Source organism: Streptomyces subrutilus (assembly GCF_001746425.1).
Taxonomy (GTDB): Bacteria; Actinomycetota; Actinomycetes; order Streptomycetales; family Streptomycetaceae; genus Streptomyces; species Streptomyces subrutilus_A.
Genome location: NZ_MEHK01000001.1, coordinates 5388149 through 5401633 on the forward strand (window position 1 = coordinate 5388149; position 13485 = coordinate 5401633).

The 13485-nt window shown below is 72.1% G+C and carries 17 protein-coding genes; 6 read left to right on the forward strand and 11 right to left on the reverse strand.

The features are described 5' to 3' along the window. Window positions 1-15 precede the first annotated feature (15 nt). Window positions 16-723 carry an AzlC family ABC transporter permease gene (locus BGK67_RS25335; protein ID WP_069922231.1) on the forward strand — a complete coding sequence of 236 codons (708 nt, stop codon included), beginning with the start codon at window positions 16-18 and terminating at the stop codon, window positions 721-723. Beyond that, window positions 720-1028 (forward strand): AzlD domain-containing protein, encoded by a 309-nt coding sequence (locus tag BGK67_RS25340; RefSeq protein ID WP_069922232.1) that lies wholly within the window; start codon window positions 720-722, stop codon window positions 1026-1028. Before BGK67_RS25335 ends, BGK67_RS25340 begins: the two co-directional genes overlap by 4 nt. Here BGK67_RS25340 and BGK67_RS25345 read toward each other — a convergent pair. Beyond that, window positions 997-1953: a hypothetical protein gene (locus tag BGK67_RS25345; protein ID WP_069922233.1), complete on the reverse strand. Its 957-nt coding sequence runs from the start codon at window positions 1951-1953 to the stop codon at window positions 997-999. The two genes, BGK67_RS25340 and BGK67_RS25345, sit on opposite strands and share 32 nt — an antisense overlap. An 80-nt stretch (window positions 1954-2033) precedes the next feature. On the opposite strand from BGK67_RS25345, the gene BGK67_RS25350 reads away from it, so the two are divergent. Beyond that, window positions 2034-2228 carry a DUF3046 domain-containing protein gene (locus tag BGK67_RS25350; protein ID WP_069922234.1) on the forward strand — a complete coding sequence of 65 codons (195 nt, stop codon included), beginning with the start codon at window positions 2034-2036 and terminating at the stop codon, window positions 2226-2228. Between the two features lie 378 nt (window positions 2229-2606). Further along, window positions 2607-3737, forward strand: coding sequence for an AI-2E family transporter (locus BGK67_RS25355; RefSeq protein ID WP_279628731.1), 1131 nt, complete (start codon window positions 2607-2609; stop codon window positions 3735-3737). Here the strand turns inward: BGK67_RS25355 and BGK67_RS25360 are convergent. Continuing rightward, window positions 3691-4449: a Clp protease N-terminal domain-containing protein gene (locus BGK67_RS25360; protein WP_069922235.1), complete on the reverse strand. Its 759-nt coding sequence runs from the start codon at window positions 4447-4449 to the stop codon at window positions 3691-3693. The genes BGK67_RS25355 and BGK67_RS25360 overlap by 47 nt on opposite strands. 63 nt (window positions 4450-4512) lie before the next feature. Beyond that, window positions 4513-5103 (reverse strand): GNAT family N-acetyltransferase, encoded by a 591-nt coding sequence (locus BGK67_RS25365; protein WP_069922236.1) that lies wholly within the window; start codon window positions 5101-5103, stop codon window positions 4513-4515. A 255-nt stretch (window positions 5104-5358) separates the two neighbouring features. On the opposite strand from BGK67_RS25365, the gene recA reads away from it, so the two are divergent. Continuing rightward, window positions 5359-6468, forward strand: a complete 1110-nt coding sequence (gene recA, locus BGK67_RS25370; RefSeq protein WP_069922237.1) for a recombinase RecA — start codon at window positions 5359-5361, stop codon at window positions 6466-6468. Window positions 6469-6471: 3 nt separating this feature from the next. Further along, window positions 6472-7035: a recombination regulator RecX gene (recX, locus tag BGK67_RS25375; protein ID WP_069922238.1), complete on the forward strand. Its 564-nt coding sequence runs from the start codon at window positions 6472-6474 to the stop codon at window positions 7033-7035. A gap of 5 nt (window positions 7036-7040) precedes the next feature. Here recX and BGK67_RS25380 read toward each other — a convergent pair whose 3' ends face one another. The 8 genes from BGK67_RS25380 to BGK67_RS25410 form a co-directional block, all read right to left on the reverse strand. After that, window positions 7041-7433 carry a rhodanese-like domain-containing protein gene (locus tag BGK67_RS25380; RefSeq protein ID WP_069922239.1) on the reverse strand — a complete coding sequence of 131 codons (393 nt, stop codon included), beginning with the start codon at window positions 7431-7433 and terminating at the stop codon, window positions 7041-7043. Beyond that, window positions 7430-7993: a cupin domain-containing protein gene (locus tag BGK67_RS25385; RefSeq protein WP_069922240.1), complete on the reverse strand. Its 564-nt coding sequence runs from the start codon at window positions 7991-7993 to the stop codon at window positions 7430-7432. The genes BGK67_RS25380 and BGK67_RS25385 overlap by 4 nt, the downstream gene beginning before the upstream one ends. Window positions 7994-8069: 76 nt before the next feature. After that, window positions 8070-8156, reverse strand: coding sequence for a putative leader peptide (locus tag BGK67_RS40975; protein WP_311318651.1), 87 nt, complete (start codon window positions 8154-8156; stop codon window positions 8070-8072). A 33-nt stretch (window positions 8157-8189) separates the two neighbouring features. Next, a complete protein-coding gene (locus BGK67_RS25390; protein ID WP_069922241.1) occupies window positions 8190-9770 on the reverse strand; it encodes an FAD-dependent monooxygenase in 1581 nt (526 codons plus the stop codon). 154 nt (window positions 9771-9924) lie between these two features. Beyond that, entirely contained in the window at window positions 9925-10818 is an 894-nt protein-coding gene (locus BGK67_RS25395; RefSeq protein WP_069922242.1) for an amino acid ABC transporter permease, read from the reverse strand. Next, entirely contained in the window at window positions 10815-11489 is a 675-nt protein-coding gene (locus tag BGK67_RS25400) for an amino acid ABC transporter permease (RefSeq protein ID WP_069922243.1), read from the reverse strand. The genes BGK67_RS25395 and BGK67_RS25400 overlap by 4 nt, the downstream gene beginning before the upstream one ends. A gap of 83 nt (window positions 11490-11572) precedes the next feature. Continuing rightward, window positions 11573-12424 carry a glutamate ABC transporter substrate-binding protein gene (locus BGK67_RS25405; protein WP_069922244.1) on the reverse strand — a complete coding sequence of 284 codons (852 nt, stop codon included), beginning with the start codon at window positions 12422-12424 and terminating at the stop codon, window positions 11573-11575. A gap of 118 nt (window positions 12425-12542) precedes the next feature. Beyond that, entirely contained in the window at window positions 12543-13328 is a 786-nt protein-coding gene (locus tag BGK67_RS25410) for an amino acid ABC transporter ATP-binding protein (RefSeq protein WP_069922245.1), read from the reverse strand. Window positions 13329-13485: the final 157 nt, after the last annotated feature.

Sequence of the window (13485 nt, forward strand, 5' to 3'; positions counted from 1 at the left end):
GTGGGAGAACAGCGGATGATCACAGAGCCAGAGGCGCGGGGGAACCCGGCGGTACCGGGGCGGCCGCGCGCCGCCGTCATCCGCGACGCCCTCGGGGTGGGCGTGGCCGTGGGCCTGTCCGGGTTCGCGTTCGGGGTGACCGCCGCGGGGGCGGGCGTCAGCGTGCTCCAGGCCTGCGTGCTGAGCCTGCTCGTCTTCACCGGCGCCTCGCAGTTCGCGCTGGTCGGGGCGCTGGCCGCCGGCGGCAACCCCTTCACCGCCGCCGCCGGGGCCTTCTTCCTCGGGACGCGCAACGCCTTCTACGGGCTGCGGCTGTCGCAGCTGCTCGCGCTGCCGCGGGCCGTGCGGCCGCTCGCCGCGCACTGGGTCATCGACGAGACCACCGCCGTCGCGCTGGCCCAGCCGGACCGCAAGTCCGCCCGGCTCGGCTTCACCGTCACCGGGCTCAGCCTCTACCTGCTGTGGAACCTCACCACCCTGCTCGGCGCGCTCGGCGCCGAGGCCATCGGGGACACCGCCGCGTGGGGGCTGGACGCCGCCGGGCCCGCCGTGTTCCTCGCCCTCCTCGCACCGATGCTCAAGACCGGCACCGAGCGGGCCGTCGCCGCCCTCGCGCTCGTCCTCGGGCTGGGCTTCCTGCCCGTGCTGCCCGCCGGGGTGCCCGTGCTGATCGCCGCGCTGGCCGCGCCCGCCGTGCTGTGGATGAAGGGGCGCCGCTCGTGAACGTCTGGATCGCCATCGGACTGACCGTCCTCGGCTGCTACGCCGTCAAGCTCGCCGGGCTGCTCGTGCCCGCCGGGGCCCTGGAACGGCCGCTCGTTCGCCGGCTCGCCGCCCTGCTGCCCGTGGCGCTGCTCGCGGCGCTCACCGCCCAGCAGACCTTCAGCACCGGCAGCGCCCTCGTCGTCGACGCCCGCGCCGCCGGGCTGGCGGCCGCCGGACTCGCCCTGCTGCTGCGCGCCCCCTTCCTGCTCGTGGTCGCCGCCGCCGTCGCGGTCACCGCGGGGGTACGGGCCCTCGGGGGCTGACCCCGGCCGGCAGGCGCCCGTACGCGCGCAGCGTCAGCAGGGCCTCCAGCGTCGCGATCGGCCGCCGCTCCAGCGAGCTGCCCGGCGCCCAGGCCCGGCGGCGCACCGGCCAGCCGCCGTCCGCCTGCTGCTCGGCGGCCAGGAAGTCCAGCGCCCGCGCCATCTCCCGGTCGGTGAACCAGCTGCGGGCCGGCGATTCGGGGCGGCGGGCGAAGTCGTACGCGTACAGGTGCTCGCCCGGCGCGTAGCCGGGGAACAGCGGGTGCTGCGAGCGCCGCCACGGGTCCAGCACCACGAGGTTCCGCTCCCGCACCAGCCGCCCCAGCCGGTCCGCGGCCGCCGCGGCGCGGGACCGGTCCGGGGCGCCGTCGAGGAACGCCACCGCGCTCTGGACCTCGTACGGATGCGGGTGGCGCATGCTCTCCATCCGGTCCCAGCAGAAGTCCGTGGCCCGGAAGAGCCAGGCGTGCCAGACCCGGTTGCGGTGCAGCAGGCCGACGACCGGGCCCGTGGTCAGCAGCTCGCCCGGCGGATCGTCGTACGCCGGGTGGTACGGGGCGGCCGGGTAGGCGCGCGGGGCCGGCGAGACCACCGGAAGGGCACCTTCCGCGGTGGAGACCGCGGTCAGGTGGCGGCACAGCCGCTCGATGCGCTGCCCGGCGCAGCGGCCCAGGCCGTCCAGGACGCGCAGCGCGTGCGCGGTGTGCAGGGGCTGGCTGAGCGGACCGCGCACATCCGGATCGAGGGCGTGCCCGTAGCCCCCGTCGTCGTTGAGGTAGGAGCCGAGGGCGGTGTCCACCGGGTCGGCGTCTCCTCCGAGGAAGTGGAACGCGAACCGCCGCTGCTCCAGCACCCGCGCCGTGAGCCAGATGAACCGCTCGGCGCGCGCCAGCGGGCCCGGCGGGGAAGCTTCGTCTCCAGACATGCGTGCAACGTAGGGCGCGGGGGAGCGGCCGGGAGGCACGATCGCGGCGGTGCACTCTCCCGGGGCGGGATACTGGGGGCATGCGGTTGACGATTTTCTGGGAGCGGATGGCCGACCACTTCGGAGCCGGGTACGCCGACTCCTTCGCGCGGGACCACGTCATGGCGGAGCTGGGCGGGCGGACCGTCCACCAGGCGCTGGACGCCGGCTGGGAGGCCAAGGACGTGTGGCGCGCGGTCTGTTCGGCGATGGACGTGCCGGCCTCGCGGCGCTGACGCCCGCCCGGGCGCGGAACCCGCCGCTGCGCGGGCTGCGCCGTGCGGGGCGGTCCCGCGCGGTACGGGCCGGCCCGCGCGAGCGCGCGCGAGGGACCGCTTCGTGTTAAGGGCCGCTGGTGGGACAGACTTGGCGGTGTGGCAGCCAGCGATGAGACGACACCTGATCAGCCCGCAGACGCCCACGGCGTGACGCCGCCGCGGCCGGCCGACCCCGCCGCGCAGGCCGACCCCGCCGGACCCGGGATACCGCCCGTCGGGCCCGGCGGGGCGGCCGGGCCCGACGGGGTGGCCGAGGCGACAGGGGTGACCGGGCCGGCCGACGCCGCCGCGGCGGCCGGGCCGGGGAGTGCGCAGGCCGGGGCCGCGGGGGCCGGGATTCCCCCGGCCGGCGCGGCCCCGGCCGAGGACGAGGCGCGGATGCCGCGCTGGCTGCCGCGCGCCGTGGTCCTCGTACTGGCCCTCGTCGCGTGCTTCCAGCTCGGCAGCTGGGCGTTCCACCAGCTGATCGGGCTGCTCGTCAACATCCTGATCGCGTTCTTCCTCGCGCTCGCGATCGAACCCGCGGTGTCACGGATGGCGGCCCGCGGCATGCGCCGCGGGCTCGCCACCTTCCTGGTGTTCCTCGCGGTCCTCGTGGCGGCCGCGGGCTTCCTGACGCTGCTCGGCTCGATGCTCGCCGGGCAGATCATCGAGATGGTGGAGGGCTTCCCGCGCTACCTCGACTCGGTGATCGACTCGATCAACGCCACCTTCCACACCGAGCTGTCCCGGCTGGAGATCCAGGACAGCCTGCTGCGCTCCGACTGGCTGCGCAAGTACGTGCAGAACAGCGCGACCGGCGTGCTCGACGTGTCCGCCACCGTGCTCGGCGGACTCTTCAAGCTGCTGACGATCGGCCTGTTCTCCTTCTACTTCGCCGCCGACGGGCCGCGGCTGCGGCGCGCGCTGTGCTCCGTACTGCCGCCCGCCAAGCAGTCCGAGGTGCTGCGCGCCTGGGAGATCGCCGTCGCCAAGACGGGCGGCTACCTCTACTCGCGCGGGCTGATGGCACTGATCTCCGGCATCGCGCACTACGTCCTGCTGGTGGTCCTCGGGGTGCCGTACGCGCCCGCGCTCGCCGTGTGGGTGGGGCTGGTCTCCCAGTTCATCCCCACCATCGGCACCTATCTCGCGGGCGCGCTGCCCATGCTGATCGCCTTCACCGTCAACCCCTGGTACGCGCTGTACGTCCTCGGGTTCGTGGTGGTCTACCAGCAGTTCGAGAACTACGTCCTGCAGCCGAAGCTCACCTCGAAGACCGTGGACATCCATCCGGCGGTCGCCTTCGGATCGGTCGTCGCGGGCACGGCCCTGCTGGGCGCCGTCGGGGCGCTGATCGCCATCCCGGCCATCGCCACGCTGCAGGCGTTCCTCGGCGCGTACGTGAAGAAGTACGAGCTGACGCGGGACGCCGACGCCTCTACTGCCCGTCCCCGCCGCCGAGTACGGCTGCCAAGGCTTCGGTGACGGTGGCCTCGACGGCGCCCTTGTCCACCCCGAGGCCGGTCAGCAGGCCCTCGCCGTGCTCCTGCTCCAGGAGCGCGAGCAGGATGTGCTCCGTGCCCACGTAGCCGTGGCCCAGGCGCAGGGCTTCGCGGAAGGTGAGCTCCAGGGCCTTCTTCGCGGACGCGTCGAAGGGGATGAGGTCGGGGACGTCCGCCCCCGCCGCCGGGGGCAGGGCGGCGGTCGCCGCGGTACGCACGGCGTCGGCCTCGACCCCCTGGGCGGTCAGGGCGAACGCCGCGACGCCCTCGGGCTCGGAGAGCAGGCCGAGGACCAGGTGCTCGGTGCTGATCTCGGTGTTCCCGGCGGCGCGGGCCTCGTTCTGCGCGACCACCACGACGTTGCGGGCGCGGGGGGTGAACCGGCCGAAGCCCTGGGCGGGGTCGAGGCCGGGGTCGCCCTCCTTGTCGGCCTTGGGCACGAAGCGCTTCTGGGCGGCCTGGCGGGTGACGCCCATGCTGCGGCCGATGTCGGTCCAGGAGGCACCGGAGCGGCGGGCCTGGTCCACGAAGTGGCCGATGAGGTGGTCGGCCACGTCGCCCAGGGCCTCGGCGGCGACGACGGCGCCGCTGAGCTGCTCCAGGGTGTCCGTGTGGACCTTCTTGATGGCCTCGATCAGGTCGTCGAGGCGGACCGGATTGGTCATGCGAACGGGTTCCACTGAAGGGTTCGTCATGGGTGCAACCGTAGGTTGACAGTCGGGCGACTGTCAACCAGTGGTTGTCATTTGAGGTGCCGGTCAGGGGGCGGACGGATGGCCGCGCAGGTCGAGCCGCATCAGGACGCGGGGATGGCCGGCCAGTACGGAGGAAGTGTCGGCGGCGTGGACGAACCCGGCGCGCTCGAAGTTCTTCCGCAGCCCGGCGTACGCCATCGTCAGGTCGACCTTGGCGCCGCCGTTGTCGAGGGGGTAGGCCTCGACGGCCGGTGCGCCGTGCGCGCGGGCGAACTCGACCGCGCCGGCGATGAGGGCGTGCGAGATCCCCTTCCCGCGGTGGCCCGGGCGTACGCGGATGCACCACAGGGACCAGACCGGCAGGTCGTCGACGTGCGGGATCTTGCGGCTGTGCGCGAAGGAGGTGTCCGAGCGCGGCGCCACCGCGGCCCAGCCGACCGGCTCGTCTCCGTCGTAGGCGATCACTCCCGGCGGGGTCCGCCCGCGGCACAGCCCGGCGACGTACGCGCCGCGGGCCGGCCCGCGCAGCTCGTTGTTGAGCTTGGAGGGGATCCGGTAGCTCAGGCACCAGCAGACGTTGGCGCCCGGCGACTTCGGGCCGACCAGGGTGCGGACGTCCTCGAAGGCCGAGGCCGGGCGGACTTCGACGGTCATGCCCCTTCCTTCCGGTGGTCGTTTCACCAGGTGCCCACGATGGCACGTACGGAGGGGGCGGTGGGTGGGGGGGATGGGCGGAGCGGACGGCGCGGCGGCGCGGCGGCGCGGCGGCGTGGTGCGCTTGACAGGGAAATCGAACATCCATTCTGATGGGTTATCCACAGCCGAACCGGTCGTGGCGGCGCATTGTCAGTGGCAGGCATTAGCGTCAATGGCGTGAAGCGATCGACTCAAGCAAACCGGGTGGAACCCATGGCAGGCACCGACCGCGAGAAGGCTCTCGACGCCGCGCTCGCACAGATTGAACGGCAATTCGGCAAGGGTGCGGTCATGCGCCTCGGCGACAAGCCGAACGACCCCATCGAGGTCATCCCCACCGGGTCGACCGCGCTGGACATCGCCCTCGGCGTCGGCGGGCTGCCCCGCGGCCGCGTGATCGAGGTGTACGGGCCGGAGTCCTCCGGTAAGACGACCCTGACCCTGCACGCCGTGGCCAACGCGCAGAAGGCCGGCGGCACCGTCGCCTTCGTGGACGCCGAGCACGCCCTCGACCCCGAGTACGCGAAGGCCCTCGGCGTCGACACCGACAACCTCATCCTGTCGCAGCCGGACACCGGTGAGCAGGCGCTGGAGATCGTGGACATGCTCGTCCGCTCCGGTGCCCTCGACCTGATCGTCATCGACTCCGTGGCGGCCCTGGTGCCGCGCGCCGAGATCGAGGGCGAGATGGGCGACTCGCACGTGGGTCTCCAGGCCCGCCTGATGAGCCAGGCGCTCCGGAAGATCACCGGTGCGCTCAACCAGTCCAAGACCACCGCGATCTTCATCAACCAGCTCCGCGAGAAGATCGGTGTGATGTTCGGCTCGCCGGAGACCACCACCGGTGGCCGCGCGCTGAAGTTCTACGCCTCCGTCCGCCTCGACATCCGCCGGATCGAGACCCTGAAGGACGGCACGGACGCGGTCGGCAACCGCACCCGCGTCAAGGTCGTCAAGAACAAGGTCGCGCCCCCGTTCAAGCAGGCCGAGTTCGACATCCTCTACGGCCAGGGCATCAGCCGCGAGGGCGGCCTGATCGACATGGGCGTGGAGCACGGCTTCGTGCGCAAGGCCGGCGCCTGGTACACGTACGAGGGCGACCAGCTCGGCCAGGGCAAGGAGAACGCCCGCAACTTCCTGAAGGACAACCCCGATCTCGCCAACGAGATCGAGCGGAAGATCAAGGAGAAGCTGGGCGTGGGGGTGCGCAAGGACGCCGCCGCGGACGAGGCCGCCGCTGCCGCGCCCGCCGAGGCCGCGGCCGTGCCCGCGCCCGCCACGAAGGCGAAGACGACGGCCAAGGCCGCCGTGGCCAAGAGCTGACCCGTGCGGGAGCAGGAGAGGGGCGGCAGGGACCGGGGCGGCCGTGAAGGCCGCCAGGAACTGCCGCCCCAGAGCCCCGAGGAGCAGGCGCGGGCGATCTGCCTGCGCCTGCTCACGGGGAGCCCGCGCACCCGGCGCCAGCTCGCGGACGCCCTGGAGAAGCGGGGCATCCCCGAGGAGGTGTCCCAGCAGGTCCTCTCCCGGTACGAGGAGGTGGGCCTGATCGACGACGCCGCCTTCGCCGGGGCCTGGGTCGAGTCCCGGCACCGCGGCCGGGGCCTGGCCCGCCGCGCCCTCGCGCAGGAACTGCGGACCAAGGGGGTGCACGCCACCCTCGTGTCGGAGGCCCTGGAACGGCTGGACTCCGACCAGGAGGAGCAGACCGCCCGCGAGCTCGTGGAGCGCAAGCTCCGCGCCACCCGCGGCCTGGAGCGCGACAAGCGGATCCGGCGCCTCGCCGGGATGCTCGCCCGCAAGGGATACCCGGAGGGCATGGCCCTGCGGGTGGTCCGCCGCGCCCTGGAGGCGGAGGGCGAGGACGCCGACGGCCTGGAGTACCCCGGGTAGCGGTCTCAGGAGGGGGCGCTCACCGGCAGGCCCGCCGCTTTCCAGGCCTGGAAGCCGCCGGTCAGGTCCGTCGCCCGGTGAAGGCCCAGGGCGTGCAGTGAGGCCGCGGCGAGGCTGGAGGCGTAGCCCTCGTTGCAGATCACCACCACCCGCAGGTCGTGGCTGACGGCCTCGGGGGCGCGATGGCTGCCCCGGGGGTCCAGGCGCCACTCCAGTTCGTTGCGCTCCACCACCAGCGCGCCCGGGATCAGACCGTCCCGCTCCCGCAGCGCTTGATAGCGGATGTCCACCAGCAGGGCCCCGGCGCGGGAAGCGTCGTACGCCTCCCGGGGGCCGATCCGCGTGTAGCCCGAGCGGACCCGCTCCAGCAGCTCGTCGATGCCGATCGGGGCGCTCACTGCCAGTCCGCCGGACGCTCGACGTGCTCCAGGTTGAGCACCGGGCCGCTGCGGCTGTAGCGCCGGATCAGCGGAAGCGGCGGATAGTACGCGTGCACCGAGACCGCGTGCTCGGCCGTGGACTCGTTGAGGACCTCGTGCACGTGGTGCTCCCCGAAGGCCCGCCCGGCACCCGCGGCCAGGCTGCGGCTGCGGTCCAGTCCGGGGGCGAGCTCCAGCGACTGCCAGCCCTCCGCGGGCAGGCGTACGGCCAGTGATCGCTCGGTGAGCCGGCCCCGGGCGGTGGCGAACGCGCCCCGCGACTCGGCGTGGTCGTGCCAGCCGGTCCCCGTCCCCGGCGGCCACCCGATCAGCCACGCCTCACTGCCGGACGGACCGTCCAGCCGGATCCAGGTGCGGCCCTCGGGGTCGAGCGGCAGCGAGGACACGACCTCGGGGTCGGCGGCGGTGCGCAGGGCGAAGTCGAGCAGTTCGGCGGCCGAGGGACCGCCGGCCGTTACGGGCTCGGGGGCGTGCGCGGGTACGGGTGCGGACAGCGTGGACTGCGCGGATGGGGACATGAAGGGGGACCGTTCCTGGGTTCGCGGAATGCGCGCAGGCCTGCATCGGCACGGGGCGCGCGGAGGAAAGGGCGAATCAGCAGGAAGGGCGACACACGCAGCCCGCGTAGCGGAGCAGGTCCATATGGACCCTCCGCCACAGGCGTACGTCATTGCCGGTCATGTCGGCGAGTGAACCACGAGCGCCACGAGCCGGTCAATCGATCACCGCGATCGGGGGCGTGGCGGCCGAAGGCGCAGGCACCCCGGAGGCGGGCGCGCCCGCCCGGACCGCGTCCGCCGCCTCGTACAGCTCCGCCGGGCGCACCCCCGCGAAAGTCGCCGCCAGGTGTCCGTCCGGCCGGACCAGGAGCACCGTGTGCGCCGGGGCGCCCGGATAGCGGTCCGCGACGAGCAGATCGGTACGCACGGGCAGCGCGCTCACCGCGGCCGCGAGACGGGGCATCAGCCCGGCGCCGAGCCAGTGGCGCCGGTCCCAGACCCCGGTGCCCGGCGCGACCAGCACCACCAGCAGCCGGCCCTGCCCCAGCAGGTCGCGCAGCGGCACGGTCGCCCCGTCGGGGGCGGTCACCGGTACGTTCGCCACCGGCCCGCCCGGTTCCGTGGCCGTCGGGACCTCCCGTACGGCCACCGGCGGCGCGTAGGACGGCGCCGCGCCCAACGGCCCCCGCCCCAGGTGGCCGTCGGCCAGGAGCGATTCGGCGGACCGCGCCGAACCGGGCAGGTACGTGCGCAGGGTGCCCCCGGCACGCAGCGCCGGCATCGCCTGGTCTGCGGCGCGCAGCCGTGCGGCCACCGCCTTGCGCCGCTCCCCCTCGTAGCTGTCGAGCAGCGCCTCGGAGGCCCCCTGGTGCCAGGCCAGGGACAGCTTCCACGCGAGGTTCTCCGCGTCCCGGAGCCCCTCCTCGACCCCCTGGGTGCCGAGGGCGCCCAGCAGATGGGCGGCGTCCCCGGCGAGGAAGGCCCGGCCGTCGCGCCAGCGGCGCGCGAGGCGGTGGTGCAGCGTGTGGACCCCGGTGTCGAGGAGGTCGTACGGGGGAGTCGTGCCCCCGCACCACACCCCGAGGGTGTCCCGTACGAGGGTCACCAGCGCGTCGGGGGTCACGAGCTCCCCGCGGGCCGGGAGCAGCCAGTCCAGCCGCCACACCCCGTCGGGCAGCGGCCGGCAGAGGACCTCCTGCGGCGGGTTGCGGTGCAGCAACGCCTCGCCCGGCCAGGGCAGTTCGGTACGCAGGGCGGCCACGGCGTGCCGTTCGACGGCGGTGCGGCCCGGGAAGCGGATGCCGAGGAGTTTGCGCACGGTGGAGCGGGCGCCGTCGCAGCCGACCAGGTAGCTCCCGCGCCACCACGTGGTCTCGGCGCCCCGGGTGTGCGCGGTGACCCCGCGGTCGTCCTGCTCCAGGGAGTCCAGCCGGCTGTCGGTGATCAGCTGTACGAGCGGGTGCGCGCCGGCGGCGTCGCGCAGCCCGCGCGCCAGGGCGTGCTGCGGCAGGTGCAGCGGGGCGGGACCGTCGTCGAAGGTGATCCGCTGCGCGGGCCGGCTGCGCCGCATGGTGCGCCAGGCGGCGAAGTAGGCTCCCTCGTCGCGCAGCGTCGCACAGCCCAGCCGGTGCGCCATGGCGGCCGTGTCGGCGTGCAGGACGACGGTACGGGCCGGTCGGGGTTCGTCCTTGCCCGGCCCTTCGTCGAGCACGACGGTGGGCACGCCCTGGCCGGCCAGGGCGAGGGACAGGGACAGCCCGACGAGCCCCGCGCCGACGACGATCACCGGGTCCATGGCGCGGCTCCCGATGTCCGGTATGTGATCACAGAACGTATGCAACCCACTGGAGGTGCCTGCGTCAAGTGACGCCGGTCGTGGCAACGCCGTGTGGTGCGGCGGAAAGAGTTCCGCCGCACCACACGTTTCGCGCCAGTGTACTGACCGGGTGTCAGGGAGCCTTGCCCACGCCGGTCGCGCCGCCCGCGTCGACCTCGGCCACGTCACCCGCGACGACCGCGCCGGTGCCCTTCGTGGACTTCCTCAGCCGGCCTTCGAGCCAGGAGGCGAACGAGGTGAGGGCGAAGTTCACGACGATGTAGATCAGCGCGATCACGACGAGGGTCGCGATGGTGTTGCTGTAGTTCGCGGAGATCTGCCGGTTCATGGACAGCAGCTCGCCGAGACCGAGCAGGGACCCGCCGAGCGCGGTGTCCTTGAGGATCACCACGAGCTGGCTGACCAGGGCGGGCAGCATCGCCGTGACGGCCTGCGGGATCAGCACGTAGGCCATGGTCTGGCCCTTGCGCATGCCGATCGCCTTGGCCGCGTCGGTCTGGCCGCGGGGCAGGGACAGTACGCCCGCCCGGACGATCTCGGCGATGACGGCGGCGTTGTAGAGGACCAGGCCCGTGACAACGGCGTAGAGCGGCCGGTGCTCCGAGGGGATGTCGGTGAACTGCACGTACAGCTGGCTGCCGAACACCATCAGGATCAGTACCGGAATGGCACGGAAGAACTCCACGACCGCGCCGACCGGCCCGCGCACCCACGCGTGGTCGGAGAGTCGGCCGATGCCCAGCAGGGCGCCCAGCGGGAGCGCGATCACCATGGCGATCGCACCGGCCTTCAGCGTCTCCAGCAGGCCGGGGATCAGGAAGGTGGTCCAGATCTGGCCGTCGGTGACGAAGGGGGTCCACTTGTCGGCGTCGAGCTGGCCCTTCTCGGCCATCAGGGACAGCACCCACCACAGGGCGAGCCCGAACAGCACGACGAAGATGCCGCTGTAGATCCAGTTGCGTGCCTTGGCCTTGGGGCCCGGGGTGTCGTACAGCACGGAGGTCATCGCTTCACCGCCACTCGCTTGGCCACCCAGCCCAGCAGCAGGCCGGTGGGCAGGGTCAGCAGGACGAAGCCCAGGGCAAAGACCCCGAACACCGCGAAGAGCGCGTCCGCCTCGTTCTCCAGCATTTCCTTCATCAGCAGGGCCGCTTCGGCCACGCCGATGGTCGCCGCCACCGTGGTGTTCTTGGTGAGGGCGATCAGTACGTTGGTGAGCGGTGCCACGACCGCCCGGAAGGCCTGGGGGAGCACGATCAGGGTGAGCACCTGGAAGAAGCTCAGCCCGAGCGCACGGGCTGCCTCTGCCTGCCCGACCGGCACGGTGTTGATGCCCGAGCGGATCGCCTCGCAGACGAAGGTTCCGGTGTAGGCCGTCAGTCCGAGGACCGCGAGCCGGAAGCCCGTCTCCTTGAAGGTGTCGCCGCCCAGCTCGATGCCGAGGGTCTGGCTGAGGCCCAGCGAGCAGGCGATGATCAGCACGGTCAGCGGCGTGTTGCGCACCAGGTTGACGTATGCGGTGCCGAAGGCCCGCAGCAGCGGGACCGGGCTGACCCGCATCCCGGCGAGGGCGGTGCCCCAGATCAGGGATCCGGCCGCCGAGTAGAGGGTGAGCTGAACCGTCACCCAGAAGGCTCCGAGCACGTCGTACTGCCCGGAATCAAGAAAATCGAACACGATGCCCTGCGCTCTCCCCAGGATGGCCGGTGAGGTGCGCCGCCGCCCGTGACAGGCGGGCGGCGACGCTCCTCACCGATGAATCAGCTGCCTTCGGTGATCTGCGGGGCAGGCTCGCTCTTGTAGTTGGCCGGACCGAAGTTCTTCTGCACGGCCGCCTCCCAGGCGCCGTCCGCGACCATCTTCTTCAGCGCGGCGTTGACCTTGGTCTGGAGGTCCTTGTCGCCCTTCTTCAGACCGATGCCGTAGGGCTCGTTGCTCAGGCTCAGCCCGACCAGCTTGAACTTGCCCTTGTTGTTGTCCTGCGCCGCGTAGCCCGCCAGGATCGAGTTGTCCGTGGTGAGGGCGTCGACCTTCTTGTTCTCCAGGCCGGTCAGGCAGTCGGAGTACCCACCCTGCTCGAGCAGGTCGGCCTCCGGGGCCAGCTTGGTCTTGACGTTCTGCGCCGACGTGGAGCCGGTGACCGAGCAGAGCTTCTTCTTGTTCAGGTCCTCGGCCTTGGTGATCGAGGTGTCGTCGGCGCGGACCAGCAGGTCCTGGTGCGCGAGGAAGTACGGGCCGGCGAAGTCGACCTTCTCCTTGCGCTTGTCGTTGATCGTGTAGCTCGCCACGACCAGCTTCACGTCGCCGTTGGAGATCAGGTTCTCGCGCTCGGCGCTGACCGCCTGCTTCCACTCGATCTGGTCCGGCTGGTAGCCCAGCTCCTTGGCCACGTACGTCGCGACGTCGACGTCGAAGCCCGTGTACTTGCCGTCCGGGGTCTTGAGGCCCAGACCCGGCTGGTCGAACTTGATGCCGATGACGATCTTGTTCTTGGCGTCACCGGACGCACCGCCGTCACTGGCACCCTTGTCGCTGCCGCCGCCACAGGCGGTCGCGGTCAGGGCGAGAGCGACGGCTGCGGCCGCGGCCGCAACGGCCTTGGAGATCTTCATGGTGAACTTCCCTCGGATGAGACGTTGTTGAACGACGAGCGACGCATACGGCCCATACGCGGGCAGCGCGAGCCGCCCACCGGTGGTCCGTCACCGGATGACTACCAGACCCGGAACCTCAGTGGTGCAGGATCTTCGACAGGAAGTCCTTCGCCCGGTCGCTGCGCGGGTTGCTGAAGAACTGCTCGGGCGTGGCCTCTTCGACGATCTTGCCGTCGGCCATGAAGACGACCCGGTTGGCCGCGGAGCGGGCGAAGCCCATCTCGTGCGTGACCACCACCATGGTCATCCCCTCCCGGGCGAGCTGCTGCATGACCTCCAGCACCTCGTTGATCATCTCCGGGTCGAGCGCCGAGGTCGGCTCGTCGAAGAGCATCACCTTCGGCTCCATGGCCAGCGCGCGGGCGATCGCCACACGCTGCTGCTGGCCGCCGGAGAGCTGCGCCGGGTACTTGTCGGCCTGCGAGCCGACGCCCACCCGGTCCAACAGGGCCACCGCCTTGGCGTGGGCGGCCGCCTGGTCCGTCTTGCGGACCTTGAGCTGGCCCAGCATCACGTTCTGGAGCACCGTCTTGTGCGCGAAGAGGTTGAACGACTGGAACACCATGCCGACGTCGGCGCGCAGCCGGGCGAGTTCCCTGCCCTCCGAGGGCAGCTCCTTGCCGTCGAGCGTGATGGTGCCCGAGTCGATGGTCTCCAGCCGGTTGATGGTCCGGCACAGCGTGGACTTGCCCGATCCCGAAGGACCGATCACCACGACGACCTCACCGCGGGCAATGCTCAGATCGATGTCCTGAAGCACGTGCAGCGCGCCGAAGTGCTTGTTGACGTTGCTCAGTACGACCAGGTCGTCCGCGGCGCCGGCCGCGTCCTGCACGTCCTTGGTCACTGATACTCCGCTCATCGGCTTCTTGCTCCGTCCTCCTCGGTTGGGAGGACAGTAGTGACGATGCGTCCACACCGTCACCACATCTGAGGGAGAATTGAGCATAACGATCGGGCCTCGCCCGGATACGCTCCGTGCGCCCCCGCGATCTGCTCGTACCGGGTGCATAACGGAA

Excerpts from the sequence above, each read along its gene's own strand:
- BGK67_RS25335 (WP_069922231.1), top strand. The coding sequence starts at position 16 with ATGATCACAGAGCCAGAGGCGCGGGGGAACCCGGCGGTACCGGGGCGG.
- BGK67_RS25345 (WP_069922233.1), bottom strand. The coding sequence starts at position 1,953 with ATGTCTGGAGACGAAGCTTCCCCGCCGGGCCCGCTGGCGCGCGCCGAG.
- BGK67_RS25350 (WP_069922234.1), top strand. The coding sequence starts at position 2,034 with ATGCGGTTGACGATTTTCTGGGAGCGGATGGCCGACCACTTCGGAGCC.
- BGK67_RS25360 (WP_069922235.1), bottom strand. The coding sequence starts at position 4,449 with ATGACGAACCCTTCAGTGGAACCCGTTCGCATGACCAATCCGGTCCGC.
- BGK67_RS25365 (WP_069922236.1), bottom strand. The coding sequence starts at position 5,103 with ATGACCGTCGAAGTCCGCCCGGCCTCGGCCTTCGAGGACGTCCGCACC.
- recA (WP_069922237.1), top strand. The coding sequence starts at position 5,359 with ATGGCAGGCACCGACCGCGAGAAGGCTCTCGACGCCGCGCTCGCACAG.
- BGK67_RS25385 (WP_069922240.1), bottom strand. The coding sequence starts at position 7,993 with ATGTCCCCATCCGCGCAGTCCACGCTGTCCGCACCCGTACCCGCGCAC.
- BGK67_RS40975 (WP_311318651.1), bottom strand. The coding sequence starts at position 8,156 with ATGACCGGCAATGACGTACGCCTGTGGCGGAGGGTCCATATGGACCTG.
- BGK67_RS25390 (WP_069922241.1), bottom strand. The coding sequence starts at position 9,770 with ATGGACCCGGTGATCGTCGTCGGCGCGGGGCTCGTCGGGCTGTCCCTG.
- BGK67_RS25395 (WP_069922242.1), bottom strand. The coding sequence starts at position 10,818 with ATGACCTCCGTGCTGTACGACACCCCGGGCCCCAAGGCCAAGGCACGC.
- BGK67_RS25405 (WP_069922244.1), bottom strand. The coding sequence starts at position 12,424 with ATGAAGATCTCCAAGGCCGTTGCGGCCGCGGCCGCAGCCGTCGCTCTC.
- BGK67_RS25410 (WP_069922245.1), bottom strand. The coding sequence starts at position 13,328 with ATGAGCGGAGTATCAGTGACCAAGGACGTGCAGGACGCGGCCGGCGCC.